The sequence below is a fragment of the Brevundimonas sp. P7753 genome (assembly GCF_013386595.1).
GTDB lineage: Bacteria > Pseudomonadota > Alphaproteobacteria > Caulobacterales > Caulobacteraceae > Brevundimonas > Brevundimonas bullata.
The window spans coordinates 12,377-33,200 of sequence record NZ_JACARP010000022.1; the positions used below are offsets into that span (position 1 = coordinate 12,377).

Sequence of the window (20,824 nt, forward strand, 5' to 3'; positions counted from 1 at the left end):
CGATTTCATGATGGTCTCAACCCCACACGGCCCGGTCGAACAGGCTCAGCCGGCGCCCGTCATGGCGCACGGCGGCGTCCGCCGGGTTTTTCAACAACAGGGACACGTCCAGATCGACGACCTCGCACAACGTGCCGACCAGGTAGGCCGGCGCCATCGCCAGGCCGGACCCCATCATGCAGCCGACCATCAGCCTCATGCCCCGCGCCTCGGCCTCGCGGGCCAGGGCCAGGGCCTCGGTCAGGCCTCCGGTCTTGTCGAGCTTGATGTTGACGTAGGCATAGCGGCTCTCCAGCCGGTCCAGATCGGCTCGATCCTGACAGGACTCGTCGGCGCACAGCGGCACAGGGCCGGTATAGCCGTCGAGTTGCTCCTCCTGACCGCGCGGCAGAGGCTGCTCGATCATGAAGACCTCCAGCGCGGCCAGTTCCGGCGCCAGGGCGTTCAACTGCTCCAGCGTCCAGCCGCCGTTGACGTCCACGAACAGCCGGGTCGTCGGCAGGACGGCACGCACGGCGCGCACGCAGGCCATGTCGTCCGGCCCGCCCAGCTTCAGTTTGATCATCCCCGCGTGGCGGTGCGTCGCGGCCAGGCGCGCGCTCTCCTCCGGGGTCTCGATCCCGATCGTGACGTCCGACGCCAGATGAGCCGGCGCCGTCAGCCCGGTCAGATCCCAGATCGAGCGGCCCGTGCGCTTGGCTTCATGATCCCAGAAGGCGCAGTCCAGAGCGTTTCTGGCCGGCCCCGCCGACAGGCGCGTCTGCAACTCAAGCCGATCAACGGCGCCGCTCTCGATGTCAGGCGCGATAAGGGCGAGCTCGTTCTGCACCGCCTCAGCCGTATGCCCGAACATCGGCATCGGACAGGCCTCGCCCCGGCCGACGACGCCCCCGCCTTCGAGGGCCACGGCGACCACGTCCATGCCGGAGATTTCGCCAAAGGACACACGGAACGGCGTCGTCAGATCCAGACGGCGCCTCAAGGCTGTGAGCTTCACGATCCCTCCCAGAATTCGTTTTGCAGTCACAGCAATATTCGTGAAATTTTGCACAAGGCAAGAATGAAATTTGCAGAATCGGCACAACTCACCATGTGCAATTGCAAATTTACGCCCGCCCCAATACAGGAAGCGGCTTAAGTCACCCGGAAATAACGAAAAAACGGGGCGCTAATGCGCACGCTCGCCCTTATCGGCACACAACGGCCTATTCGGCGCCGACCCCGGAAAACGCGGCCCAGGCCTCGCGCGAGAAGACCCGGCTTTCGAAGGCGTCGTATCCCCGTCCACCGCCGTGGAAATAGGTCACCAGCACCTCGGCGGGCTGATTGACCGCTACGACGCTGTGCCAGGCGGAGGAGTCCATGTGCATGGCGTCGCCTTCCTCGAGCAGGACAGGTTCCTGCCCCTCGACATAGGCCACCGCCGTACCCTTGACGACGTAGACGACCTTCTCGCCCGGGTGACGGACGAACTCGGATTCCCAAACGCTCACCGGCTGAAAATGGAAATGGCCGCAGTCGAGCGCGCGGGTTTCGTCCGCTCCGAAAAGATAGTGGACCATGGCGTCGCAGAAGCGCTCGGGCCGGCGATCAGGCGCGCGGTCCACCGTCATCCGTCCCGCGCCCGTTCGGATCGTCGACGACCGGGCAGCGGCGCCCGGCGCATCATCAGCCCCAGCCGACGGCTCGCCCAACAGATGCTCGACGGGCACGTCCAGCGCCTTGGCCAGCAGATGCATCTTGTCGACCGTGAGCCGCAGCCGCGTGTTCTCGATGCGTGAAAGGGAAGACGTCGGTATCCCCGTCAGCTGCGACAACTGCTCCAGCGTCAGCTTGCGACTCTTGCGGATGCGGCGCAGGGCGGCGCCGCCCGTCGCGGCTTCGTCGTCGCTGGCAGGGGGGGCGTAGGGACGCGTCATCTCTCTTCCCTACGGCTGCTTCGTCGCCCTGACCAGACGCAGGTCTCTGAAATTGAACGACGGGTCTGTGCGCGCCGACACGGGGGCCATTTCGATGTCGCGAACCTGGCCGCGCGGGTCGAGGCGGAAGTTGACATAGGCGTCGGCATTCAGCGCCCGATCCCGCCAGACGGCGATGAAACGGTCGCCGTCGACATGGCGCAGCCGCCCGCTCATGGCCACCGACCCCAGGTCCATGATCAGGTCCTCGCCGTCCAGCCGCACCTCGACGGGGCCGAACCAGGCGTCTTCATAGCGACCGGCATACTGCTCCAGCGGCAGGGCCGGACGCGGAGCTTCGCCCGCCGCCGCCGCTTCAGAGCCTGCGACGGCCGTGTCCGCCTGAGCGGCGCGAATGGCGGCCATCTCCGCCCTGCCCTGATCGGCGATGGCGCGAAGCGGATTGGGGCTGAACTTCAGCGCGGCAAGCTGCTGGGCGATAGCGCGGGCCGCGCCGCTGGTCTTGTTGGTCATGACCATGACGCCGAAGCCGTCGTCGGGATAGAGGCTCAGATAGCTGACCATGCCGGGCAGACCGCCGCCGTGCTGGACCTCGCGTCGACCAAAGCTGTCCTGCACCATCCAGCCCAGACCATAGGCGCTGAAGGTCGTACCCGCCTGATAGGGCGAGGCTGCGCGCCCGAGGGGCATCAGGGTGACTGGGCTGAACAGGTCGGCGCGGCGCGCGGCGTCCAGTTCAGGCCCCTTGGCCGGATCAAGATTGAAGGCCATCCACTGGGCCATGCCGCGCGCATTGCAGAAGATGCCGCCCGCCGCCAGGGTGATGTCCGGCAGAGGGAAGTCCACCGTGGTCAGTTGGCCGTCGGCATAGTCGTGGGCCAGTGATCGCGCGACGCCCTGCGCTAGTTGCTTCTGGTCCGGCACGCAGCCGTTCATATCCAGACGGGTCAGGAAACGGCTCTGAATCTCATCCTGCCAGGACCGACCCGACACCCGTTCAATCAGGTCTCCGGCGACGATGTAGAGCAGGTTGTCATAGGCGAATTCGGTCCGGAAGCTGGACTTGGGCTCCAGGTGCGCCAGCGCCTGATAGACCTGGGCGCGGTTGGCCTTGCCCTCGGTCAACATCACCAGATCACCGGCATAGGGCGCCAGACCCGAACGGTGGCTCACCAGATCGCGGATGGTGAATTCGCGTGTCACCCAGGGATCGGACAGGCGAAACTCGGGCACGTAGTCGATGACAGGATCATCCCAGTCCAGCCGCCCCTCCTGCTCGAGAAGGGCGATCTCCGTCGTGGTGAAGGCCTTGGAGATCGAACCGATGCCGAACAGCGTATCCGCATTGACCGGCACATTCGTCCGGTGATCCACGACGCCGTAGCCCTTCAGATAGGGGGCCTGCCCCGGCTGAATCACGGCGATGGCGACGCCCGGAATCTCGAAAGACGCGATCGCCGTCTCAACGACCTGATCGATCTGCCGTTCGCTGAGACGAACCGGGTCGGCGGCTTCCGCCCATCCACCGACCGCCAATGCCGCCAGCCCAATGAGCGGGCCATAGTTCCGTAGCCGTGACAACATGATCGCCTCCCTTGCTCCGAACTCTGATTTCGTTTTGCTGTTTCTGCAAGAAATTTGTGCCGAACGTCAAAAACAGCAAACGCCTTGAGAACGCTCTGAGCTCACTGGAACTCCGCCTTGCAGGCGCGCATCCGGCGCAGCCATGGGCGTCAGGCCCATCAGACAGCCTCGGACCGCTTTGACATCACCAAAGATTCCATTATCGTGGAATTATGGAATCCGAATCCGCCATCCTCGCCCTCGCCGCCTTGGCGCAACCCACGCGCCTTGAGACCTTCCGCCTGCTGGTGCGGCATGAGCCCGAGGGCCTGCCCGCCGGCGAGATCGCAGATGCGCTGGCCGTGCCCGCCAACACCATGTCGGCGCACCTCGGTGTCCTGTCCCGCGCCGGTCTGATCAGTTCAGAACGTCGCAGCCGGTCGATCATCTACCGGGCCGACCTGGACCGCCTTCAGGCGCTGGTCCTGTTCCTGCTGAAGGACTGCTGCCAGGGCCGCGCCGAACTGTGCGAACCGCTGCTGGCGGAACTCAACCCCTGCCGCACCTGAGGCCCCCATGGACGTCGTCATCTATCACAATCCCGCTTGCGGGACGTCGCGCAACGCCCTGGCTCTGATCCGCCACGTCGGCATCGAGCCCCACGTCGTCGAGTATCTGAAGACGCCGCCCAGCCGCGCCATGATCCGGGGGCTGGTCGAGCGCATGGGCGTTCCGCTGCGCAGCCTTCTGCGCGAGAAGGGCACCCCCTTCGCTGAGCTTGGGCTGGGCGACCCCGCCCTGACGGACGATCAACTGCTGGACGCCATCGAGGCGCATCCGATCCTGCTGAACCGTCCGATCGTCGTCTCGTCGCTGGGGGTGAAGCTGTGCCGACCGTCCGAGGCGGTGCTGGACCTTCTGCCGTTCGAGGGCCTGAAGCCCTTCATCAAGGAGGACGGCGAGGTCGTCATCGACGCCGAGGGCCGGAGGGTCCGCTGATGGTCGACGCCGCCATGACTGAACAGCCGCCGCGTCGCCTGTCCTTCCTCGACCGCTGGCTGACGCTGTGGATTTTCGCCGCCATGGCGCTGGGCGTGCTGCTGGGCTCGGTCGTGCCGGGGTTGCCCGGCTGGATCGATAGCCTGTCGGTTGGGACGACCAACATCCCCATCGCCATCGGCCTGATCCTGATGATGTATCCGCCGCTGGCGCGGGTGAAGTACGAGGAACTGCCGCGCGTCTTCGCCGACAAGCGCGTGCTGCTGCTGTCCCTGTTCCAGAACTGGGTGCTGGGGCCGGTGCTGATGTTCGCCCTGGCGGTCCTCTTCCTGCGCGACCAGCCGGAATACATGACCGGCGTCATCCTGATCGGACTGGCGCGCTGCATCGCCATGGTCCTGGTCTGGAACCAGCTGGCGCGCGGCGACAACCAGTATGTGGCCGGTCTGGTCGCCTTCAACTCGTTGTTCCAGATCGCCTTCTTCAGCCTCTACGCCTGGCTGTTCCTGACCGTGCTGCCGCCCCTGTTCGGACTGGAGAGCAGCGTGGTGGACGTCAGCGTGTGGACCATCGCCGGCGCCGTCCTGGTCTATCTGGGCCTGCCCTTCCTCGGCGGCTTCCTGACCCGACGAGCCCTGGTCGCGAGGAAGGGGAACGACTGGTACGAGACGCGCTTCCTGCCGCGCATTGCGCCGATCACCCTGATCGCCCTGCTGTTCACCATCGTCGCCATGTTCAGCCTGAAGGGCGGCGAGGTGGTCGCCCTGCCGCTGGACGCCCTGCGCATCGCCGTGCCGCTGACCATCTACTTCTTCGTCATGTTCGTGGTCAGCTTCCTGATGGGGCGGCTGATCGAGACGGATTATCCGCGCACCACGGCCCTGGCCTTCACCGCCGCCTCCAATAATTTCGAACTGGCGATCGCCGTCGCCATCGCCGCCTTCGGACTGGCATCGCCGGTCGCCTTCGCGGCGGTCATCGGCCCGCTGGTCGAGGTGCCGGTGCTGATCCTGCTGGTCTCGGTCGCCTTGTGGCTGGGCCGCCGCTACTTCCCCGCGACCGCGCCCAAGAAAGACGTCTGCTGATGACCCGCCTCCGCGACCTGCCCGATCCCGACCACCTGCCCGCACTCGACCCGGCCTACCTTTCCAGCCAGCCGGCGCTGGGCCTCGGCCCGAACGATCATCCGCCGCGCATCCTGCTGCTCTACGGCTCGCTGCGGGATCGGTCCTTCTCCCGCCTGTGCGTCGAGGAGGCGGCTCGCCTTCTCCGCTTCATGGGCTGCGAGACGCGCATCTTCGATCCGTCCGATCTGCCGCTGACCGATCAGGTCGACTACGACGATCACCCCGCCGTCCACGAACTGCGCGAACACGCCCTGTGGTCGGAGGGCATGGTCTGGAGCAGCCCCGAGCGCCACGGCCAGATTTCCGGGATCATGAAGCTTCAGATCGACCACCTGCCGCTCAACATGGGCGGCATGCGCCCGACCCAGGGCCGCACCCTGGCGGTCATGCAGGTCTCCGGCGGTTCGCAGAGTTTCAACGCGGTCAACACCTTGCGTCTGCTGGGCCGCTGGATGCGGATGATCACCATTCCGAACCAGTCCAGCGTCGCCAAGGCCTTCATGGAGTTCGATGAGAACGGCCGCATGAAGCCGTCCAGCTACTATGACCGCATCGTCGACGTGATGGAGGAGCTGGTGCGCTTCACCGTCCTGACCCGCGTCCATGCCGGCCAGTTGGTCGACCGCTACTCCGAACGGAAGGCGTCAGGCACGCCCATCGACGCCGCCAATGACCTGTCCGCCATCGCGATCCGGTCGACCTGACACCTGATCGCCTCCTTAATGCCGCCTGCTTCGGAGATCGGCCGAGGCGCCGTTGATGGCATGGAAGGGAAGCCCTACTGCTCCACCGTGGTTCAAGGGTCGTGTCGATTGACGGAAGCCAGATGATGTCCGAAGGCCCTGACGATCTTCGCCCCCCGCATCTCAGCTATGGCGCCCTTTTCCTGCAGTTCCTGCGGTTCGGTGCCCTGGCCTTCGGCGGCCCCGTCGCCCAGATCGCCATGATCCGGCACCGGCTGATCGACGAAGGCCGGTGGATGTCGAGCGAGCGCTTCAACCGGCTGCTCGCCGTGCTTCAGGTCCTGCCCGGCCCGGAGGCCCACGAACTCTGCGTCCACCTGGGCATGAGGGCGCGCGGCCGGATCGGCGGCGTCCTCGCCGGTCTGGGCTTCATGCTGCCCGGCTTCGTCCTGATGTTGGGCCTGGCCTGGCTCTATTTCTTGATCGGCGTGCAGTCAGGTTGGATGACCAGCGCCTTCATCGGGGTCCAGATCGCTGTCCTGGCCGTAATCGTGAGAGCCGCCCACCGAATCGGCCGGCACGTCATGATCGACCGCAGCCTCTGGACCATCGGCGCCGCCAGTTGCGCAGCCTCGTTGCTGGGCGTGAGTTTCTGGCTGATCCTGCCTGCGGCCGGTCTGGCCTACGCCCTTGTCCAGGGCGGTCGCCGTTTTGAAGCCGCCGCCCTCTTAATCGTGACGCTCTCGGCGGGTCTGGCGGCGCGCTACTGGCTCGACGACCACAGCGCGCCCCTTGTCACGGCGACGGCCTTCGCGCCGATGAGCGCGTCAGCCGCCGTTCTTTTCTTCACCGGCCTGAAGGCGGGACTTCTGACCTTCGGCGGCGCCTACACCGCCATCCCGGTTATGCGGGCCGACGCCGCAAGAGGCGGCTGGATCAGCGACGGCCAGTTCCTGGACGGCGTCGCCCTGGCCCAGGTGATCCCGGCGCCCCTCATCATCTTCGGAACCTTCGTCGGCTATGCCGGCGGCGGCTTTCCGGGCGCGCTGGCGCTGACAGCCGGAATCTTCCTTCCCGCCTTCGCCTTCTCCCTCCTCTTTTATGATCGCCTGGAGCTGGTTCTAGAAAACAAGTCGCTGCACGCATTGCTGGACGGCGTCGCCGCCGCCGTCGTCGGCCTGATCGTCGCCACCGTCCTTCAACTGGGAGCCTCTTTGATCGACACGGCGCCCGTCTGGCCCTTCGCCGTGGCGATCTTCAGCGTCGCCCTCGTCGCCGCCTACCGTTGGCGCGCGCAACTGGCCGTACCCGCCATACTGGTTCTGGCCGGCATGGCGGGCGCCCTTGCCTTCTGAGGACCTCGCACCGGGTGCTTCAGACGCAACAGAGCGCCCTCGCCATCGTAGGCAGGTCGGATTAGCGAGCGTTAGGTCCGAGACCAGCCGGCGTTTCCGTCGGCCCCTGCGCCCCCTCTAAACGGCTTGCGCCGCCTCCTGACACCTGGGAGACGGCGCAAGCACGGCTTCAGAAGCTGTAGCGTAGCCCCACGCCATAGGTCGCCGGGGCGCCGACCAGACGCGAGGCGCCGTTCAGTTCCGGGAAATAGACCTCGTCGGTGATGTTGCGGCCATAGGCGTAGACCGCCCAGTTGGCCGCCGTCTCCAGCTCCACCCGGGCGTTCAGCAAGGTGTAGGCCTCCGAAGTATTGCCCGGCGCCGCGTTCAGGCGGTTGCTCTCCTCGCCGTGGTGCGAGACGGACAGACGGCTGTCCAGGCGCCAGCCATTGGCCAGCATCAGGCCATGGTTCAGCGAGACGGTCGCCGTCACGTCCGGCGCGCCCGGCAAGGGGTCGCCGACGGTCGACAGCACCTCGGCCACGCGCGCGGAGCTGAACGAGAGGATCTCGGTGTCCAGGAAGGCCGCCGCGACATCGAGATCCAACGTCTGGTTGGCTCCCTCGAACAGCAGGGCGTTAACGGCGAACTCGATCCCCTGGCTTTCGGCCTCACCGACATTGGCGCGACCGTTGGTGTCGTTGGCCAGGCGGGTCGTCGCCTGCAGTTCCTTGAACGCGTAGGAGAAGACATCCACCGACAGACGCAGACGGTTGGTGGTCCAGCGCAACCCGGCCTCATAGGCGGTCACGGTCTCGGAATCGAACGGCAGGGTCTCGGCCTGGGTGAAGATCGAGGTGCCGTCGAAGCCGCCGCCGCGATAGCCCGTGCCCGCTGAGACGAAGACGTTCAGGTTCGGCGTGAAGGCGTATTTGGCCGTGACCCGGCCAGAGACATTGTCGTCCTCAAACGCACGGTCCCAGATGAAGGGGTTGGTGGTGGCGAAGGTCGTCGTGAAAGTCGAGATGCCCCAGGGGTCCAGGTCGTCGTTGCGCCCGCTGAAGGTGGCTTCGTCACGGGTGTAGCGCAGGCCGCCTGACAGGGTCAGCTTGTCGGTCAGATCATAGTCGACCTGGCCGAAGACGGCGAAGCTGTTGCGCGTCTGCTTGTGCAGGTTGTCGTACTGGGTCCGGGCCGTATAGCTGGTCCAGTGGGTGTCGAAGTCGATGTCGTCAGAGACGTAGAAGGCGCCCAGAATCCAGTCCAGCCGGCCGCCGGTGTCGTCGCTGAGGCGCATTTCCAGCGAGGTCTGGCTCAGGTCCTCGTCCGCGTCGAAGCGCGAGGCCGGATAGGGCGAGCCGTCGCCATTGCCTTGGACCGAGCGGGTCGTGCCCTGGACGTTGCCGATCACGGCCAGGTTCAGGTTGTCGGCAAGCTGATGCTCCAGCACCGCCGACACGCCGTAGATATCGATGCTCTGGGTCGGATATTCCGACGAATAGAACTCGTAGGGGTCGTCGTTCTCGCCCGCGTTGGCGATGTTGCTGTCCAGCGCCGCCGAGATGCGGTCGTACTGGCGCGTATCGCCCCGGTCGCGACTGCCGAACAGCTTCAGCGTCATGCTGGTCTCGGGGCTGAAGTCCAGGGCCACGGTGGCGCGACCGGCGAACAGGTCCTGGTCGCCGAAGCCTTCACGACGGCCCGGATCGACGATGGCCGGAACCTGGGTCTGGACAACGCCGCCGATCACCGGGCGATAGCCGGCCAGATCGCCCGCGCCCGCGCCCGTCATGAAACCACCGCCCTGCTCCGCCAACACGGCCAGGCGCACGCCGACCTTGTCGCCCAGAGGACCGCCGACGGCCGCCTCCATGGCCAGGTAGTCATGGCTGCCGACCTCGACGCGCCCGGAGCCTTCGACCACGTCGCCCGGCCCCTTGGTGATGGCGTTGATGACGCCCGCCGTGGTGTTGCGCCCGTACAGGGTGCCTTGCGGCCCCTTCAGGATCTCGACCCGGTCCAGGTCGAACAGGGGCATGCCCAGGTAAGCGTTCGACGTCTGATAGACGCCGTCCACATGCAGGGCGACCGAGGGGTTGCCGTTGGGCTTGTAGTCGTCCGCGCCGCCGATGCCGCGAATGCTGATCAGGCCGTAGTTGGTGCCGCCAAAGGCGTAGTTCACCGACACGCCCGGAACCTCGTCGACCAGATCGGTCACGCTGCTGATCCCGCGACGCGCCGCGTCGTCGCCGTCCAGCACCGTGACCGCCAGCGGCACGTCCTGGATGCGCTGGGCGCGCTTCTGGGCCGTGACGATCACGTCCTCGACCGCAGTGACGCCTTCGGCTCCGAGGTCGGCATGGGCGACTGCAACAGAAAAGGTGCGAGCGCCGACCGGCGCCACCGTCAGCCCCGTGCCCTCGACCATCCGACGCAGGGCCTCGGCGGGGGCCAGGACGCCGACGACGCGGTTGGCGCGGCGGCCGCGCACAGCCTCCGGCGCGAACAGGACCTGCACGTCGGCGGCGCGCGCCAGGCTGGTCAGCGCCTCCTCCATCGACTGGCTCTCGATGGCGAAGGAAACGGCCGCGCCGCCGCCCGGCGACTGGGCCAGAGCCGGCGTGGCTGCGGCCACCGCTGCGACGGCCGAGCAGGCGAGAAGCATGCCCTTGAAGGCGACGGCGCGCGGCTTGGAAATGAACATGGTAGCCCCTGAGATCTGGTCAGCCGCTCGTCGGCGGCTCCCCCTCAGAAACGGAAGGCGCCCCGCAGACCCCCACCTCGTCTTGGAAATTTCATCAAAGCGTAGCCGCTCCGTCAGACGCCTTTTGCGGCGATCCGATGCGCCAGGACCCGTCCGCCGTGCGCCGCACGGACAGGTCGAACCCTCGCGCCAGGGCCAGGGCGAACTCCTGCCCGCCGTCATAGCGGAATGAACCGGAGATGCGGACTTGGCCGGCCTGCGCGTCCGCCAGCGTCAGCCTGTCGGCCGAGTAGCGGTTGAAGCGTTCGACCACCTCGCTCAACGGTCGGTCGCGCACGACCAACCGCCCCATTCGCCAGGCCGTCTCAACCTCGACATCGGCGACGGCAGCCCGCCGTTCGTCGCCCTGACCCTCCCAGCCCTGCCCGGCTGTCAGGATCAGCGGCGCTCCGCCACCCCGTTCCGCCACCTGCACTCGGCCCTGCTCGACCACCACCTCCGGTCGCCCGTGCGCGTGGCTGGTTTGAAACCGCCCCTGGTCAATCATCATTAGCCGGTCGCCGACCCGCAGCACGAAGGGCGCGGCGTCGGGCTGGATGTGAAAATAGGCCTGGCCGGTTTCGAGCACCGCCGCCCGTCGGTCGGCGCCGTAGTCGAGGCGCAAACGCGACGACGGCGCCAGCGTCACCTCGGACCCGTCCGGCAGCGGCGCGGTCAGCCTCTGGCCCGCCTCCGTCGAGATCAGAGCCCGCGCCGAGGACGCCGCCGTCATGACCCACAGCCCGCCGCATGAGGCCGCAATGGCCCCGCCGGTCAGGCCGAACAGGGCGCGCCGCCGCGTCAGGCGATGCGCGTCAGACCCCAGGGCCGTGGCTCGCAACGCCAGCACCTCAGCCTCCCCGGCGTCAAGCTCCAGCACGCGCCAGGTCTGCTGGCAGCCGCGATAGGCCATGGCGTTATCGGCATCTTCGCTCAGCCACCGGCGGAACTCGGCCTCGTCCTTCGGATCAACGGCGTCGCCGCTGTTCATCCGCGCGAACCAGAAGGCGGCCAGGTCGGCGTAGTCGTCGTTGCCCGGCTGAGGGATGACGGAAGCCATCAGCGATCGCCCTCGACCAGATCGAGGCGCAAGGCGGTCATCGCACGCGTCATGTGCTTCTCGACCGCGCTCACGGATATGCCCAGGCGCCGGGCGATCTGGAGATAGGTCAGGTTCTCGAAGCGCCGCAGGATCACCACCTGACGCGCCCGAGGCGGCAGGGCGTTCAGCGCCGTCAGCATCTTTTTCAATCGCTGCTTCCCCGCGACGATCTGCTCAGCGCCCGGCGCCTCGCTGTCGGCGACCAGGTCGTCAATCTCGACATGCCGCCCCTGCCCCCTGGCCTGTTCGTAGCGGCCACGATCCCGCGCCATGTTGGCCGCCGCCTCGAACACATAGCCGTCGACGTTCTCTAGGCTCAGCAGATCGGCGCGGCGCAACAGGCGGACGAAGAGATCCTGCACCATTTCCTCGGCGTCGGCGGGCGATCGCGTCCGGCGCAGAAAGAAGTGAAACAAGGGGCCGCGAAGCCTTCGGGTCAGCCCCCCGAATCCGTTGTCGGGTGCGGCGCCCGGCGAGGGGAAGCGCGCGGCGGCTGAATTTTCAAACGGCTGGGTCACGCCCGGCTGATGAGGCCCAAGCGTCACCGTCTGATGTCGGTTGCGCGACAATCCCGTCGCAATTCCTCGGCTTCGGACGAGTGGGAAAAACCGTCACACAGCCTGGCTAAGGCGACCGAACACGACGGATCGGAGCAAGCCTATGAACATCTTCAAACGGATCGGCGCGGCCTTCGCCGTCACCCTGTCCCTGGGCGCATCGCTCGCGGCGCCTGCGCCGGCATGGGCCGAGGTGTTCACCGTCGCCGTGGTGTCGGACACCCAGAACTACGCCGACATCACCCTGCCGCAACCACGCGGCGCCGACACCTTCGACCAGCAGATGCGCTATCTGGTCGATACGCAGCAAGAAAAGAACCTGGCCTTCGTCACCTTCGTCGGTGACATCGTCCAGCACGGCGACGGCCAGTTCCGTCGGTCGATACCCGACGCCGAAGGCGAGTACCGCTACTTCGACACCCGCGAGGAATGGGACATCGCCAACCGCGCGATCTCGATCCTCAGCCGCAGCCGCGTGCCGTTCGGCATGGTCCCCGGCAACCACGACTACGACAACTATTCCTGGTGGACCCAGGACGGCGGACCGGGCGCCTCCAAACCCCTGGCGGGCGGTCGCACCTGGAGCCTCTACTTCGGGCCGGATTCGCGCCACTTCCGCGGCAAAGCCTGGTATGGCGGCGCGTCGGACAACGGGCTGAACAGCTACCAGACCTTCAGCGGCGGCGGACGGGAGTTTCTGCACCTGTCGTTGGAGATGGAACCCCCGCAGTCGGCGCTGGACTGGGCTCAAGCCGTCATTGACGCCCATCCGGGTCTTCCCGTCATGATCACCACCCATGAATGGCTGCGCCCCGACGCCCATGAACGGTCAAACGGCTACGCCAGCTATTTCCCGGGCGCCGACAACCTCACGCCCGATCAGATTTGGGACCGCTTCATTCGCAAGAACGCCATGATCTTCATGGTCCTGAGCGGTCATAACTACACCCGCCCGGTCGAGGGCGTGTCCAACGGCGAGAACCTGCGGATCGACCTCAACGACGCCGGACATCCCGTCTATCAGCTGATCCAGGACTATCAGGGCAATACGGTCGGGCCGGACGGAACGGCGGACTCGGCCAATGGCGGCGCGGGCTGGCTCAGGTTCATGACCTTCGACACCGACGCCCGGAAAATCCGCTTCTACACCTACTCGACGCTGCTCGGCCGCAATGCCGGCCTTGACGGCGAGGCCACCTTCGGGGTCGCGCCGGAACGATCAGCCTTCGAGTTGGACTTCCCGCCACAGCTTCAGCACTGACCTTGGTCCGGCGCAGCAACTTCTCCGTCCCCGCCGGGGAAGTTGCGCCCCTCCCTCATCGAGCAGAAAATGACCTTGCGATGTTCGTAGCCACGCAACGAATATCCCGTCCAGCTGGCGAAACCGCAACAATCACGACGGAGTGATAGACCTCGGACCAGCGAGGAACGTTTGATGCAAACTGGAAATCTTGAAATTCCAGAACTACAATAACGACAAAATTAGCTATACATTATTGTGTAGATATTACATATAATTGTATCAAATATTAATCGTTACTGCAGCTTTCCGGCAGCATCAGGGACTGAACATTGACTTCGGAAAAAAGATCTCGCGGCCGACCAATCGACCTGGAGAAAAGTCGCCAGATCGCAATAGCGACCTGGAACGTGCTGTCCGAACGTGGCTACGACGCCCTCACATTCGAAGCCGTGGCCAGCGAAGTCGGGTGCAATCGCGCCACCATCTATCGGCGGCACGCGTCCAAGGCCGAGCTCGTCGCCTCGGTTCTGCGCGAAACCCTGCTGTCTTTCGCCCCGGCCATCGACGAGGAAACCGCCCCGCGTGACGCGCTGCACGCCCTGGTGGACACGGCCGTAGCCTATCTGTCGGACGCGCGCCCAGCCGCCATTCTGCACATCGCCTCGCTGGCGCGACGGTCGCCGGAAGTGGCCGAGATCCTCGGCATTCACCTCACCTCGACTGAGCCCTACTATATCAGGCAATTCAGACGACTGGCGCCGAACGCCGACATCGAGCATCTGCAGTTCGTCACCCACACGCTCCTGGGCAGCGTCGTCTATCACCTGACTTTCCGGCCGATCCGCCTGACGCCCCAGCAGATCGACGCCCTGGTGGACAGGGCGATCGCCATGCTGCCGGTCGGCAGCGACGACCGCCCCTGATCCCTAGATTTCCTCGACAGGACCGATCCCGCCCGACGGGTTCGGACGAACCCGATAGGACTTCAGGACGAACCGCTCATATTCGCGCTGACGCACCGTGCTCATGCCGATCAGGTCGATCCGGGCCTCATCCGCGCGCAAGGTCACAAGGCCATAACCCTTGGTCAGATGCTGGCAGAAGCGCACCTCGGGACAGGCTTCGGAAAAGGCCGCACCCAACTCCACATCGCCCAACATATTGCCCAGGCTGCTGCTGGTGATGGCCGTAACCCCCACCTCAGCGGCCACACGCCGATCCTCGGCGTCGTGCAGTTCGTTGACCCAGAAGGCGTGGCTGTCGCCGGACAGGACCAACGGACGACTGGCCGTCTCGGTGAACATGCGGTCCATGCGGGCCCGAGCGGCGGGATAGGAATCCCACCCGTCGAATTCGAACGGCACGTCCGTCGGCAAGGTCTCCAGTTGCTGAAGCCAGGGCCGCAGAATCGGAGACGCCTGCTCGAAGGCCTGCGCCCAACGCTCCTTGCCCATGAAGCCGACAATGTCGGCGCCGGTCGTATGCGCCATGACCATCTGATTGCCGATGACCTGCCAGGGCTTTCCAGCTTTCACCGAGCCTTCGAGGCGATCACGCAGCCAGGCCTCCTGGGCAGCGCCGTAGACGCTGCGCTCAGGCCGGGAAATGGACCGTAGGATGGAGGCGGGATCGATCCTCACCCCATAGGGCGCCGGCGCCGGTCGTCCCTGGCCGAACGCCGTCAGGATCTCGCGTCTCAGACCCGGATCGTTGATGACGACAGGCTGATCCGGATTGCTCAGATCCACCGCATTCCACGTCACATCCTCGGGATTACGCAGATTGATCTGACGATCACGACCGAGGAAGCGGTTTTCGACCATGATCAAGGTCGCCAGATCGCCCAACTCGAAGGTGCGGTTGATCGCCAGCAAGGACGTGCCAGGCTCAGGCTCGCGAATGGGAATCCACTCATAGAAGGCGCGAACAGCGGCGTCGCGGCGGTCGCTCCAGACGCCCTCCTCGGCCTGATGGTTCTGGGCCCCGCCGCTCCAGGCGTCATTGGCCGTCTCGTGATCGTCCCAGACGCAAATCCACGGCGCGCGAGCGTGCGCCGCCTGCAGATCGGCGTCCAGCTTGTAGCAGGCGTGCCGCTCGCGATAGTCGGCCAGGGTGCGCGCTTCATGCGCCGGCGTGGGCGCACGGCCGATTTTCTGGCCAATGCTCATGCCCAGTTGGTCGGGTCCGCCCCCGTACTCGTAGATATAGTCGCCCAGGTGCAGCACCAGGTCGACACGCTCAAGTTCGGCGATGTCACGATAGGCGTTGAAGAAGCCGGTCGAATAGAGCGAGCAGGATGCGACCGCCAGAACCATTTCCGACACCCGCCCCACCGGCAGGGTGCGGGCGCGGCCCGTCGCCGAAACCTGATCGCCGCAGCGGAAGCGATAGAGATATTCGGTATTCGGCCGCAGCCCCGTCACATCGACCTTGACGGTGAAGTCGCGGGCGCTGTTCGTCGTGACCACGCCGCGGCGGACCCCACGCTGAAAGTCTGCATCCTCAGCCATCTCCCACTCCACGGAAACGGCGGCGGCGTCAGCGCTTCGGGGCGTGGCCCGCGTCCACAGGATGACCCGGTCTCGCAGGGGATCGCCCGAGGCGACGCCGTGCAGGAAGTCAGCGGGCTCATTGGAAGCCCCCGCCGCCTGGCCGGCGGTCGCCGCACAGGCGGCCAAGCCGACAAGGCCAAGGGCCGCGCGTCGGTCTAGTTTCATGTTTCTGTTCCTTGAGAGGGCGGCGAACAAAGCGCGGACGCTCCGCCTCGCCGCCCGTTGTCATCAGAATTTGGCGCTGACTTCGAACCGCACGTTGCGACGCGATCCCACGATGAAGGTCGGCATGCCGAAGGAATCCCCAGTATTCCCGGCGTCCACGACGTACTTCTCGTCCAGCAGGTTTTCACCGAAGACGGTGAAGGACCAGGGCCCCCGTTCGGGCGTCAGATTGAGGCGAAGATTGAACAGGCCGAAGGCGTCCTGGAATTCATCGACCGCCTTGTCCGAAAACGCCGGCCGCGAACGCACCTGAAGATCGGCCCGATCATTATCGTCAGAGAAGAAGATCTTCGACTGCCAGCTGTAGACGGGGGTTATGGCCAGCTCGCCGAAGCGCGTCGGGATCACCGCATTGACCCCGAAGGCGAACTTGTCGTCAGGGCTGCTGCGGAAGCGGTTGCCGTCGTAGGCTCCGCCGCTGAAGCGCGCATGATTGTAGGCATAGCTTCCGAACACGGACAGCCCGTCCGCCAGACGCCAGGTCGCCTGGGTCTCGAAACCCGTCGCCTCGGCCGCACCGGCGTTCACCGGCTCAAGACGGTCGCCGTTACGCTGGAACGTCTGGAAGTTGGAGTAGTCGAAGCGATACACCGAAGCGTCGCCGAACAGCGCCCCGTCGAACAGGCGATATTTGACGCCGACTTCAGCCGACGCCAGTTCCTCGGCGGGCAGGATTCTAGCCGCGCCGGAAGGGTCCAGATCAATCACCTCGGGACGCTTTCCAACGCCATAAACCGCATAGACATTCACATCGGGCGTCAGTTCGTACCTCACCCCGGCGCGGCCGGTGGTCAGATTGGAAGAGTGGCTGCCCCGGACAACCGCCCCGCCCGGCGTCAAGGTCATCAACAGGGCCGCGCCGGTCAGACGCGAGACGCCCGACGGCGTGCTCACCTGCATCGACACCGTCTTGTCGTCCCAGGTCAGGCGACCGCCGACAAAGGCCTGGAGCCGGTCGGACAGATGGAAGGTCCCGTCGGCGAACAGATCATAGGTCTCGATGTCGGCGGTCTGGCGTCGGCGATCCAGGTGGAAGGCCTTGTAGTTGGCCGCAGCCGTGCCCAGGGCGGCGTTGATCTGATTGTTCGTCAGGCCATTCGGCGCATAGCGATGCAGCACCCCGGACAACAGCAGCGCCATGGCGCGCTCGTCGGCGCCCAGGTCCGTCGTCTGGGCGTTGCTGGCGGTGAAATAGCTGGCGCCGACAAAGCCCTCGAAGGGGCCTGAGCGACGGATGTTCAGGCGCAATTCCTGTGAGAACTGCTCGCCGTCGTTGCACAGATCATAAGCGATGATGTTGGTCGGCGTGCCGTCGATGTCGCCCGCCTGACAGGCCGTGTACCAGCGGTAGCCGCTGATTGCGGTCAGGTCGAGACGATCGCTCAGGGTCAGATCAGAGGTGCCGCTCAGCCCGACGATCTCGCGCCGGCTATAGGCCTGCGCCAGATCGCCGAAGGTGCTGAGATGGGTCGGCGTCCAGAAGCGAACGTCGCCTTCGACGGCGCCGGTCTGCTGGTTGCGGGGGGCGAAGACGTTGGATTTGAAGGCGCCGCCGCTGTCCGTATCATCGACGTCATAGGTTCCCGCGAACCGGAAGCTGAAGACGTCATTGGGCATGTAGCGCGCCGTCAGACGATAGGCCTGACCATCGACGCTGTTGTAGGTTCCGCCCTTTGTGTCCTCAAGGAAGCCGTCTCTCTGTCGCTTCAGGGCGCCGAACCGCACACCGAAGCTGTCGCTGACGGGGATGTTGACGACGGCCTGCAACAGACGCTGACCATGGTCGCCGACGCCCGCCTTGGCTTCCAGCCCGAGGGTGTCGCCCGGCATCTTCTGGAAAATGGAAATGCCGCCATTCAGAGCCGAGCGGCCGTGCAGAGTCGACTGCGGCCCCTTCTCGACCTCGACGCGGTCGACGTCGAACATCTCGCCGTAGGCGGAAGCGATCTGGGTGATCGGAACCCCGTCCTGGAACAGCGCCACGCGCGGTTCAGCCGCAGGAGAGGTATCGTCCGACGTGATGCCTCGCAGCGAGATGCCCGGCAGCAGACGGTCCTGAAGCTGGATCACCAGTCCGGGCGTCATCTGGGCGACACGGTCCAGCTCGGTCGCCCCCAGGCGCTCCAGCGTCGCGCCGTCATAGGCGCTGATCGACATAGGCACTTCCGAGATTCGTTGCGTGCGCTTCTGCGCCGTCACGATGATCTCCCCGACTTCCGAAGCGGCCTCGGAAACGGGCGATGTCTGCGGCTGCGACTGAGCATAGGCCGAACCGGCCCCCCAAAGCATGGTCGCCGCCAATAGGCAGGATTTCTTCATAGCTAACGGTTCCTCCCGAAAACACACGATGCCCATCGACATCGCCCCGGCCATTTACGGCTCGTTGGTGTACCGAAAATATGTGACACGCCCGTTGCAAGTTGGCAAACATCGTTTTCACGATCCGCCGACCAGCCCGAACGACGCGATTTGACCATTGAGGAGATGTACCGATGGACTTCACCCCGACCCCGCGTGAACGCGAGTTTCAGGGACGCGTCCGCGCCTTCATGAATGACAAGGTCCGCCCCCGCGTGCCCGCGGTTCATGCCGAAATCGCCGGCGGCGACCGCTGGACCGCCCCCCTGGCCTCAATCGAAGCCTTGAAGATCGAGGCTCGCGCCGCGGGATTGTGGAACCTGTTCATGCCGCCAGCGCCGGCAGGCCTGTCAGAAGCCGACGACTTCGAATTCACCGGCGAGCGCCTGACCAACCTGGAATACGCCCTCTGCGCAGAGGAAATGGGTCGCATCGACTGGGCCAGCGAGGTGTTCAACTGCTCCGCGCCCGACACCGGCAACATGGAAGTGCTGCACCGCTACGGCTCGCCTGAACAAAAGCAGCGCTGGCTGACGCCGCTGATGCAGGGCGAAATCCGCTCAGCCTTCCTGATGACCGAACCGGCGGTCGCCTCTTCCGACGCCACCAACATCCAGACGGACATCCGTCGCGACGGCGACGACTATGTGATCAACGGTCGCAAATGGTGGTCGTCCGGCGCCGGCGATCCGCGCTGCAAGGTCGCCATCGTCATGGGCAAGACCGATCTTGGCGAAAAGACCTATCGCCAGCAGTCGATGATCCTGGTCCCGCTGGACGCCCCCGGCGTGAAGGTGGAACGCGCCCTCACCGTCTATGGCTACGACCATGCCCCGCACGGCCACATGGAGGTCAGCCTGACCGACGTGCGCGTGCCGGCCGCCAACATCCTGCTGGGCGAAGGCCGGGGTTTCGAAATCGCCCAGGGACGCCTGGGCCCGGGCCGCATCCACCACTGCATGCGCACCATCGGCGCCGCCGAAGAAGCTCTGGAAGCCATGGCGCGTCGCCTGCTGTCGCGCACCGCCTTCGGCAAGCGGCTCGGCGAACACTCGGTCTGGGAGGAGCGGATCGCCCGCGCACGGATCGACATCGAGATGACCCGGCTGCTCTGCCTCAAGGCCGCCGACATGATGGACCGCGTCGGGAACAAGGCCTCCCGGGATGAGATCGCCATGATCAAGGTGCAGGCGCCGACCATGGCGCTGCGCATCATCGACGACGCCATCCAGGCCCATGGTGGAGCCGGTGTATCGCAGGACTTCGAGCTGGCGGCCATGTGGGCCAATATCCGCACCCTGCGCTTCGCGGACGGCCCCGACGAGGTCCATGCCCGCGCCATCGCCCGCTCCGAGTTCGCTCGCTATGCTGAGGCTGGCCGATGAGCGATCTCGACACCGCGCGGCTGGCGGACTGGCTGGCGCCCCTTCTGCCAACGGCGCCCACAGCCCTTACGTTGGACAAATTCCCCGGCGGTCAGTCAAACCCGACCTACAGGATGACCGTCGATGGCCAGGCCTATGTCCTGCGCCGCCGCCCCTTTGGCGACCTCCTGCCCTCGGCCCATGCCGTGGATCGGGAACACAGGTTGATTTCCGCTCTGTCCTCGGCGGGCTTTCCAGTCCCCAGGCCCTTCGCCCTATGTCGGAACGAAGGCGTCATCGGCGCCGAATTCTACGTCATGGAGATGGTCGAAGGCCGCACCTTCTGGAACGGCGCCCTGCCCGACCTGTCGCCCGACGAACGACGCCAGGGTTATGAAGCCATGGTCGACGCGCTGGCCGCCCTGCACACGCTGGACTACGAGGCCCTCGACCTTGGCGACTTCGGACGGCCTGGCAACTATTTCGAACGTCAGGTCAGCCGCTGGACCAAACAGTACCGCGCCGCCCAGACCGACGACCTGCCCGATGTCGAAGCCCTGATCGAGTTCCTGCCGCGCACCATCCCCCAACAGACGCGCACTTCAATCATCCACGGCGACTACCGCATCGACAACCTGATCTACGCGCCCGACGCCATGACGGTCAGGGCCGTCCTGGACTGGGAACTGGCGACATTGGGCGATCCCCTGGCCGATTTCGCCTATATGGCGATGAACTGGATCCTCCCCGCGGATGGACGATCCGGCCTGAACGGCACGGACTTCGCCGCGACCGGAATTCCGACGCTGGACCAGATCACCCGTCGATACTGCGCCCAGACTGGGCGGGACGACCTACCGGACCTGCACTGGTATTTCGCCTTCAACCTGTTCCGGCTGGTCGGGATCATCCAGGGCGTTAAAAAGCGCATGCAGAGCGGCAACGCCTCAAACGCCAAGGCCGCCGAAACCGTAGCCATGCTCGCCCCCCTGGCCCAAGAGGCCTGCCGAGAGGCCCGACTGGCCGGCGCTGACTTTTGAGTCGGCGCCAACTTA

Annotated in this window: 18 protein-coding genes; 10 read left to right on the top strand and 8 right to left on the bottom strand. The window is 65.6% G+C overall.

Annotated elements, in window-relative coordinates; genetic code table 11:
- Nucleotides 1–16: 16 nt before the first annotated feature.
- From HX774_RS04835 to HX774_RS04845, 3 genes are all read right to left on the bottom strand, one after another.
- Nucleotides 17–997: a dipeptide epimerase gene (locus tag HX774_RS04835; protein ID WP_178824717.1), complete on the bottom strand. Its 981-nt coding sequence runs from the start codon at nucleotides 995–997 to the stop codon at nucleotides 17–19.
- Nucleotides 998–1,205: 208 nt separating this feature from the next.
- On the bottom strand, nucleotides 1,206–1,919 hold the full coding sequence (locus HX774_RS04840; protein WP_178824720.1) for a helix-turn-helix domain-containing protein: 714 nt from the start codon (nucleotides 1,917–1,919) through the stop codon (nucleotides 1,206–1,208).
- A 9-nt stretch (nucleotides 1,920–1,928) separates the two neighbouring features.
- Nucleotides 1,929–3,503: a serine hydrolase gene (locus HX774_RS04845; protein ID WP_178824722.1), complete on the bottom strand. Its 1,575-nt coding sequence runs from the start codon at nucleotides 3,501–3,503 to the stop codon at nucleotides 1,929–1,931.
- 212 nt (nucleotides 3,504–3,715) lie between these two features.
- Here HX774_RS04845 and HX774_RS04850 point away from each other — a divergent pair, with 212 nt between their 5' ends.
- The 5 genes from HX774_RS04850 to chrA all read left to right on the top strand — a co-directional run bounded on the left by HX774_RS04850 (nucleotide 3,716) and on the right by chrA (nucleotide 7,646).
- The gene (locus tag HX774_RS04850; protein WP_178824724.1) at nucleotides 3,716–4,051 is read left to right on the top strand and encodes a helix-turn-helix transcriptional regulator; all 336 of its coding nucleotides are present in this window, start codon (nucleotides 3,716–3,718) and stop codon (nucleotides 4,049–4,051) included.
- 7 nt (nucleotides 4,052–4,058) lie between these two features.
- Nucleotides 4,059–4,481 (top strand): arsenate reductase (glutaredoxin), encoded by a 423-nt coding sequence (gene arsC, locus HX774_RS04855; protein WP_178824726.1) that lies wholly within the window; start codon nucleotides 4,059–4,061, stop codon nucleotides 4,479–4,481.
- A complete protein-coding gene (gene arsB / locus HX774_RS04860; protein WP_178824728.1) occupies nucleotides 4,481–5,566 on the top strand; it encodes an ACR3 family arsenite efflux transporter in 1,086 nt (361 codons plus the stop codon). Before arsC ends, arsB begins: the two co-directional genes overlap by 1 nt.
- On the top strand, nucleotides 5,566–6,312 hold the full coding sequence (gene arsH / locus HX774_RS04865) for an arsenical resistance protein ArsH (RefSeq protein ID WP_178824730.1): 747 nt from the start codon (nucleotides 5,566–5,568) through the stop codon (nucleotides 6,310–6,312). Before arsB ends, arsH begins: the two co-directional genes overlap by 1 nt.
- A 125-nt stretch (nucleotides 6,313–6,437) precedes the next feature.
- Nucleotides 6,438–7,646 carry a chromate efflux transporter gene (gene chrA, locus HX774_RS04870; protein WP_178824732.1) on the top strand — a complete coding sequence of 403 codons (1,209 nt, stop codon included), beginning with the start codon at nucleotides 6,438–6,440 and terminating at the stop codon, nucleotides 7,644–7,646.
- A 169-nt stretch (nucleotides 7,647–7,815) separates the two neighbouring features.
- On the opposite strand, the gene HX774_RS04875 is transcribed toward chrA, so the two are convergent.
- The 3 genes from HX774_RS04875 to HX774_RS04885 form a co-directional block, all read right to left on the bottom strand.
- A complete protein-coding gene (locus tag HX774_RS04875; RefSeq protein ID WP_178824734.1) occupies nucleotides 7,816–10,329 on the bottom strand; it encodes a TonB-dependent receptor in 2,514 nt (837 codons plus the stop codon).
- Between the two features lie 94 nt (nucleotides 10,330–10,423).
- Complete coding sequence (locus HX774_RS04880) at nucleotides 10,424–11,428, bottom strand: FecR domain-containing protein (RefSeq protein WP_178824736.1); 1,005 nt, start codon at nucleotides 11,426–11,428, stop codon at nucleotides 10,424–10,426.
- Complete coding sequence (locus HX774_RS04885) at nucleotides 11,428–11,988, bottom strand: sigma-70 family RNA polymerase sigma factor (protein WP_178824738.1); 561 nt, start codon at nucleotides 11,986–11,988, stop codon at nucleotides 11,428–11,430. The genes HX774_RS04880 and HX774_RS04885 overlap by 1 nt, the downstream gene beginning before the upstream one ends.
- A 142-nt stretch (nucleotides 11,989–12,130) precedes the next feature.
- Between HX774_RS04885 and HX774_RS04890 the strand changes: the two genes are divergently transcribed.
- Together HX774_RS04890 and HX774_RS04895 are read left to right on the top strand one after the other, a co-directional pair.
- A complete protein-coding gene (locus tag HX774_RS04890; protein ID WP_178824740.1) occupies nucleotides 12,131–13,288 on the top strand; it encodes a metallophosphoesterase in 1,158 nt (385 codons plus the stop codon).
- Nucleotides 13,289–13,677: 389 nt separating this feature from the next.
- A complete protein-coding gene (locus HX774_RS04895; protein WP_178824742.1) occupies nucleotides 13,678–14,193 on the top strand; it encodes a TetR/AcrR family transcriptional regulator in 516 nt (171 codons plus the stop codon).
- A 3-nt stretch (nucleotides 14,194–14,196) separates the two neighbouring features.
- On the opposite strand, the gene HX774_RS04900 is transcribed toward HX774_RS04895, so the two are convergent.
- Together HX774_RS04900 and HX774_RS04905 are read right to left on the bottom strand one after the other, a co-directional pair.
- Nucleotides 14,197–15,987, bottom strand: a complete 1,791-nt coding sequence (locus tag HX774_RS04900) for an alkaline phosphatase (RefSeq protein WP_178824744.1) — start codon at nucleotides 15,985–15,987, stop codon at nucleotides 14,197–14,199.
- Between the two features lie 63 nt (nucleotides 15,988–16,050).
- The gene (locus tag HX774_RS04905) at nucleotides 16,051–18,366 is read right to left on the bottom strand and encodes a TonB-dependent receptor (protein WP_178824746.1); all 2,316 of its coding nucleotides are present in this window, start codon (nucleotides 18,364–18,366) and stop codon (nucleotides 16,051–16,053) included.
- A 28-nt stretch (nucleotides 18,367–18,394) separates the two neighbouring features.
- Here HX774_RS04905 and HX774_RS19975 point away from each other — a divergent pair, with 28 nt between their 5' ends.
- Genes HX774_RS19975 through HX774_RS04915 form a run of 3 tightly spaced genes read left to right on the top strand, consistent with a single transcriptional unit; the run spans nucleotide 18,395 to nucleotide 20,809 of the window.
- A complete protein-coding gene (locus HX774_RS19975) occupies nucleotides 18,395–18,520 on the top strand; it encodes a hypothetical protein (protein WP_255500056.1) in 126 nt (41 codons plus the stop codon).
- A gap of 19 nt (nucleotides 18,521–18,539) precedes the next feature.
- On the top strand, nucleotides 18,540–19,790 hold the full coding sequence (locus tag HX774_RS04910; RefSeq protein WP_178824748.1) for an acyl-CoA dehydrogenase family protein: 1,251 nt from the start codon (nucleotides 18,540–18,542) through the stop codon (nucleotides 19,788–19,790).
- Nucleotides 19,787–20,809, top strand: coding sequence for a phosphotransferase family protein (locus HX774_RS04915; protein ID WP_178824750.1), 1,023 nt, complete (start codon nucleotides 19,787–19,789; stop codon nucleotides 20,807–20,809). The genes HX774_RS04910 and HX774_RS04915 overlap by 4 nt, the downstream gene beginning before the upstream one ends.
- Nucleotides 20,810–20,824 lie beyond the last annotated feature (15 nt).

Bases quoted from the DNA above. Each gene is read 5' to 3' on its own strand.
- HX774_RS04840 (WP_178824720.1), bottom strand. From the start codon at position 1,919: ATGACGCGTCCCTACGCCCCCCCTGCCAGCGACGACGAAGCCGCGACG.
- HX774_RS04845 (WP_178824722.1), bottom strand. From the start codon at position 3,503: ATGTTGTCACGGCTACGGAACTATGGCCCGCTCATTGGGCTGGCGGCA.
- HX774_RS04850 (WP_178824724.1), top strand. From the start codon at position 3,716: ATGGAATCCGAATCCGCCATCCTCGCCCTCGCCGCCTTGGCGCAACCC.
- arsC (WP_178824726.1), top strand. From the start codon at position 4,059: ATGGACGTCGTCATCTATCACAATCCCGCTTGCGGGACGTCGCGCAAC.
- arsB (WP_178824728.1), top strand. From the start codon at position 4,481: ATGGTCGACGCCGCCATGACTGAACAGCCGCCGCGTCGCCTGTCCTTC.
- arsH (WP_178824730.1), top strand. From the start codon at position 5,566: ATGACCCGCCTCCGCGACCTGCCCGATCCCGACCACCTGCCCGCACTC.
- chrA (WP_178824732.1), top strand. From the start codon at position 6,438: ATGTCCGAAGGCCCTGACGATCTTCGCCCCCCGCATCTCAGCTATGGC.
- HX774_RS04875 (WP_178824734.1), bottom strand. From the start codon at position 10,329: ATGTTCATTTCCAAGCCGCGCGCCGTCGCCTTCAAGGGCATGCTTCTC.
- HX774_RS04880 (WP_178824736.1), bottom strand. From the start codon at position 11,428: ATGGCTTCCGTCATCCCTCAGCCGGGCAACGACGACTACGCCGACCTG.
- HX774_RS04890 (WP_178824740.1), top strand. From the start codon at position 12,131: ATGAACATCTTCAAACGGATCGGCGCGGCCTTCGCCGTCACCCTGTCC.
- HX774_RS04900 (WP_178824744.1), bottom strand. From the start codon at position 15,987: ATGAAACTAGACCGACGCGCGGCCCTTGGCCTTGTCGGCTTGGCCGCC.
- HX774_RS04905 (WP_178824746.1), bottom strand. From the start codon at position 18,366: ATGAAGAAATCCTGCCTATTGGCGGCGACCATGCTTTGGGGGGCCGGT.
- HX774_RS19975 (WP_255500056.1), top strand. From the start codon at position 18,395: ATGCCCATCGACATCGCCCCGGCCATTTACGGCTCGTTGGTGTACCGA.
- HX774_RS04910 (WP_178824748.1), top strand. From the start codon at position 18,540: ATGGACTTCACCCCGACCCCGCGTGAACGCGAGTTTCAGGGACGCGTC.
- HX774_RS04915 (WP_178824750.1), top strand. From the start codon at position 19,787: ATGAGCGATCTCGACACCGCGCGGCTGGCGGACTGGCTGGCGCCCCTT.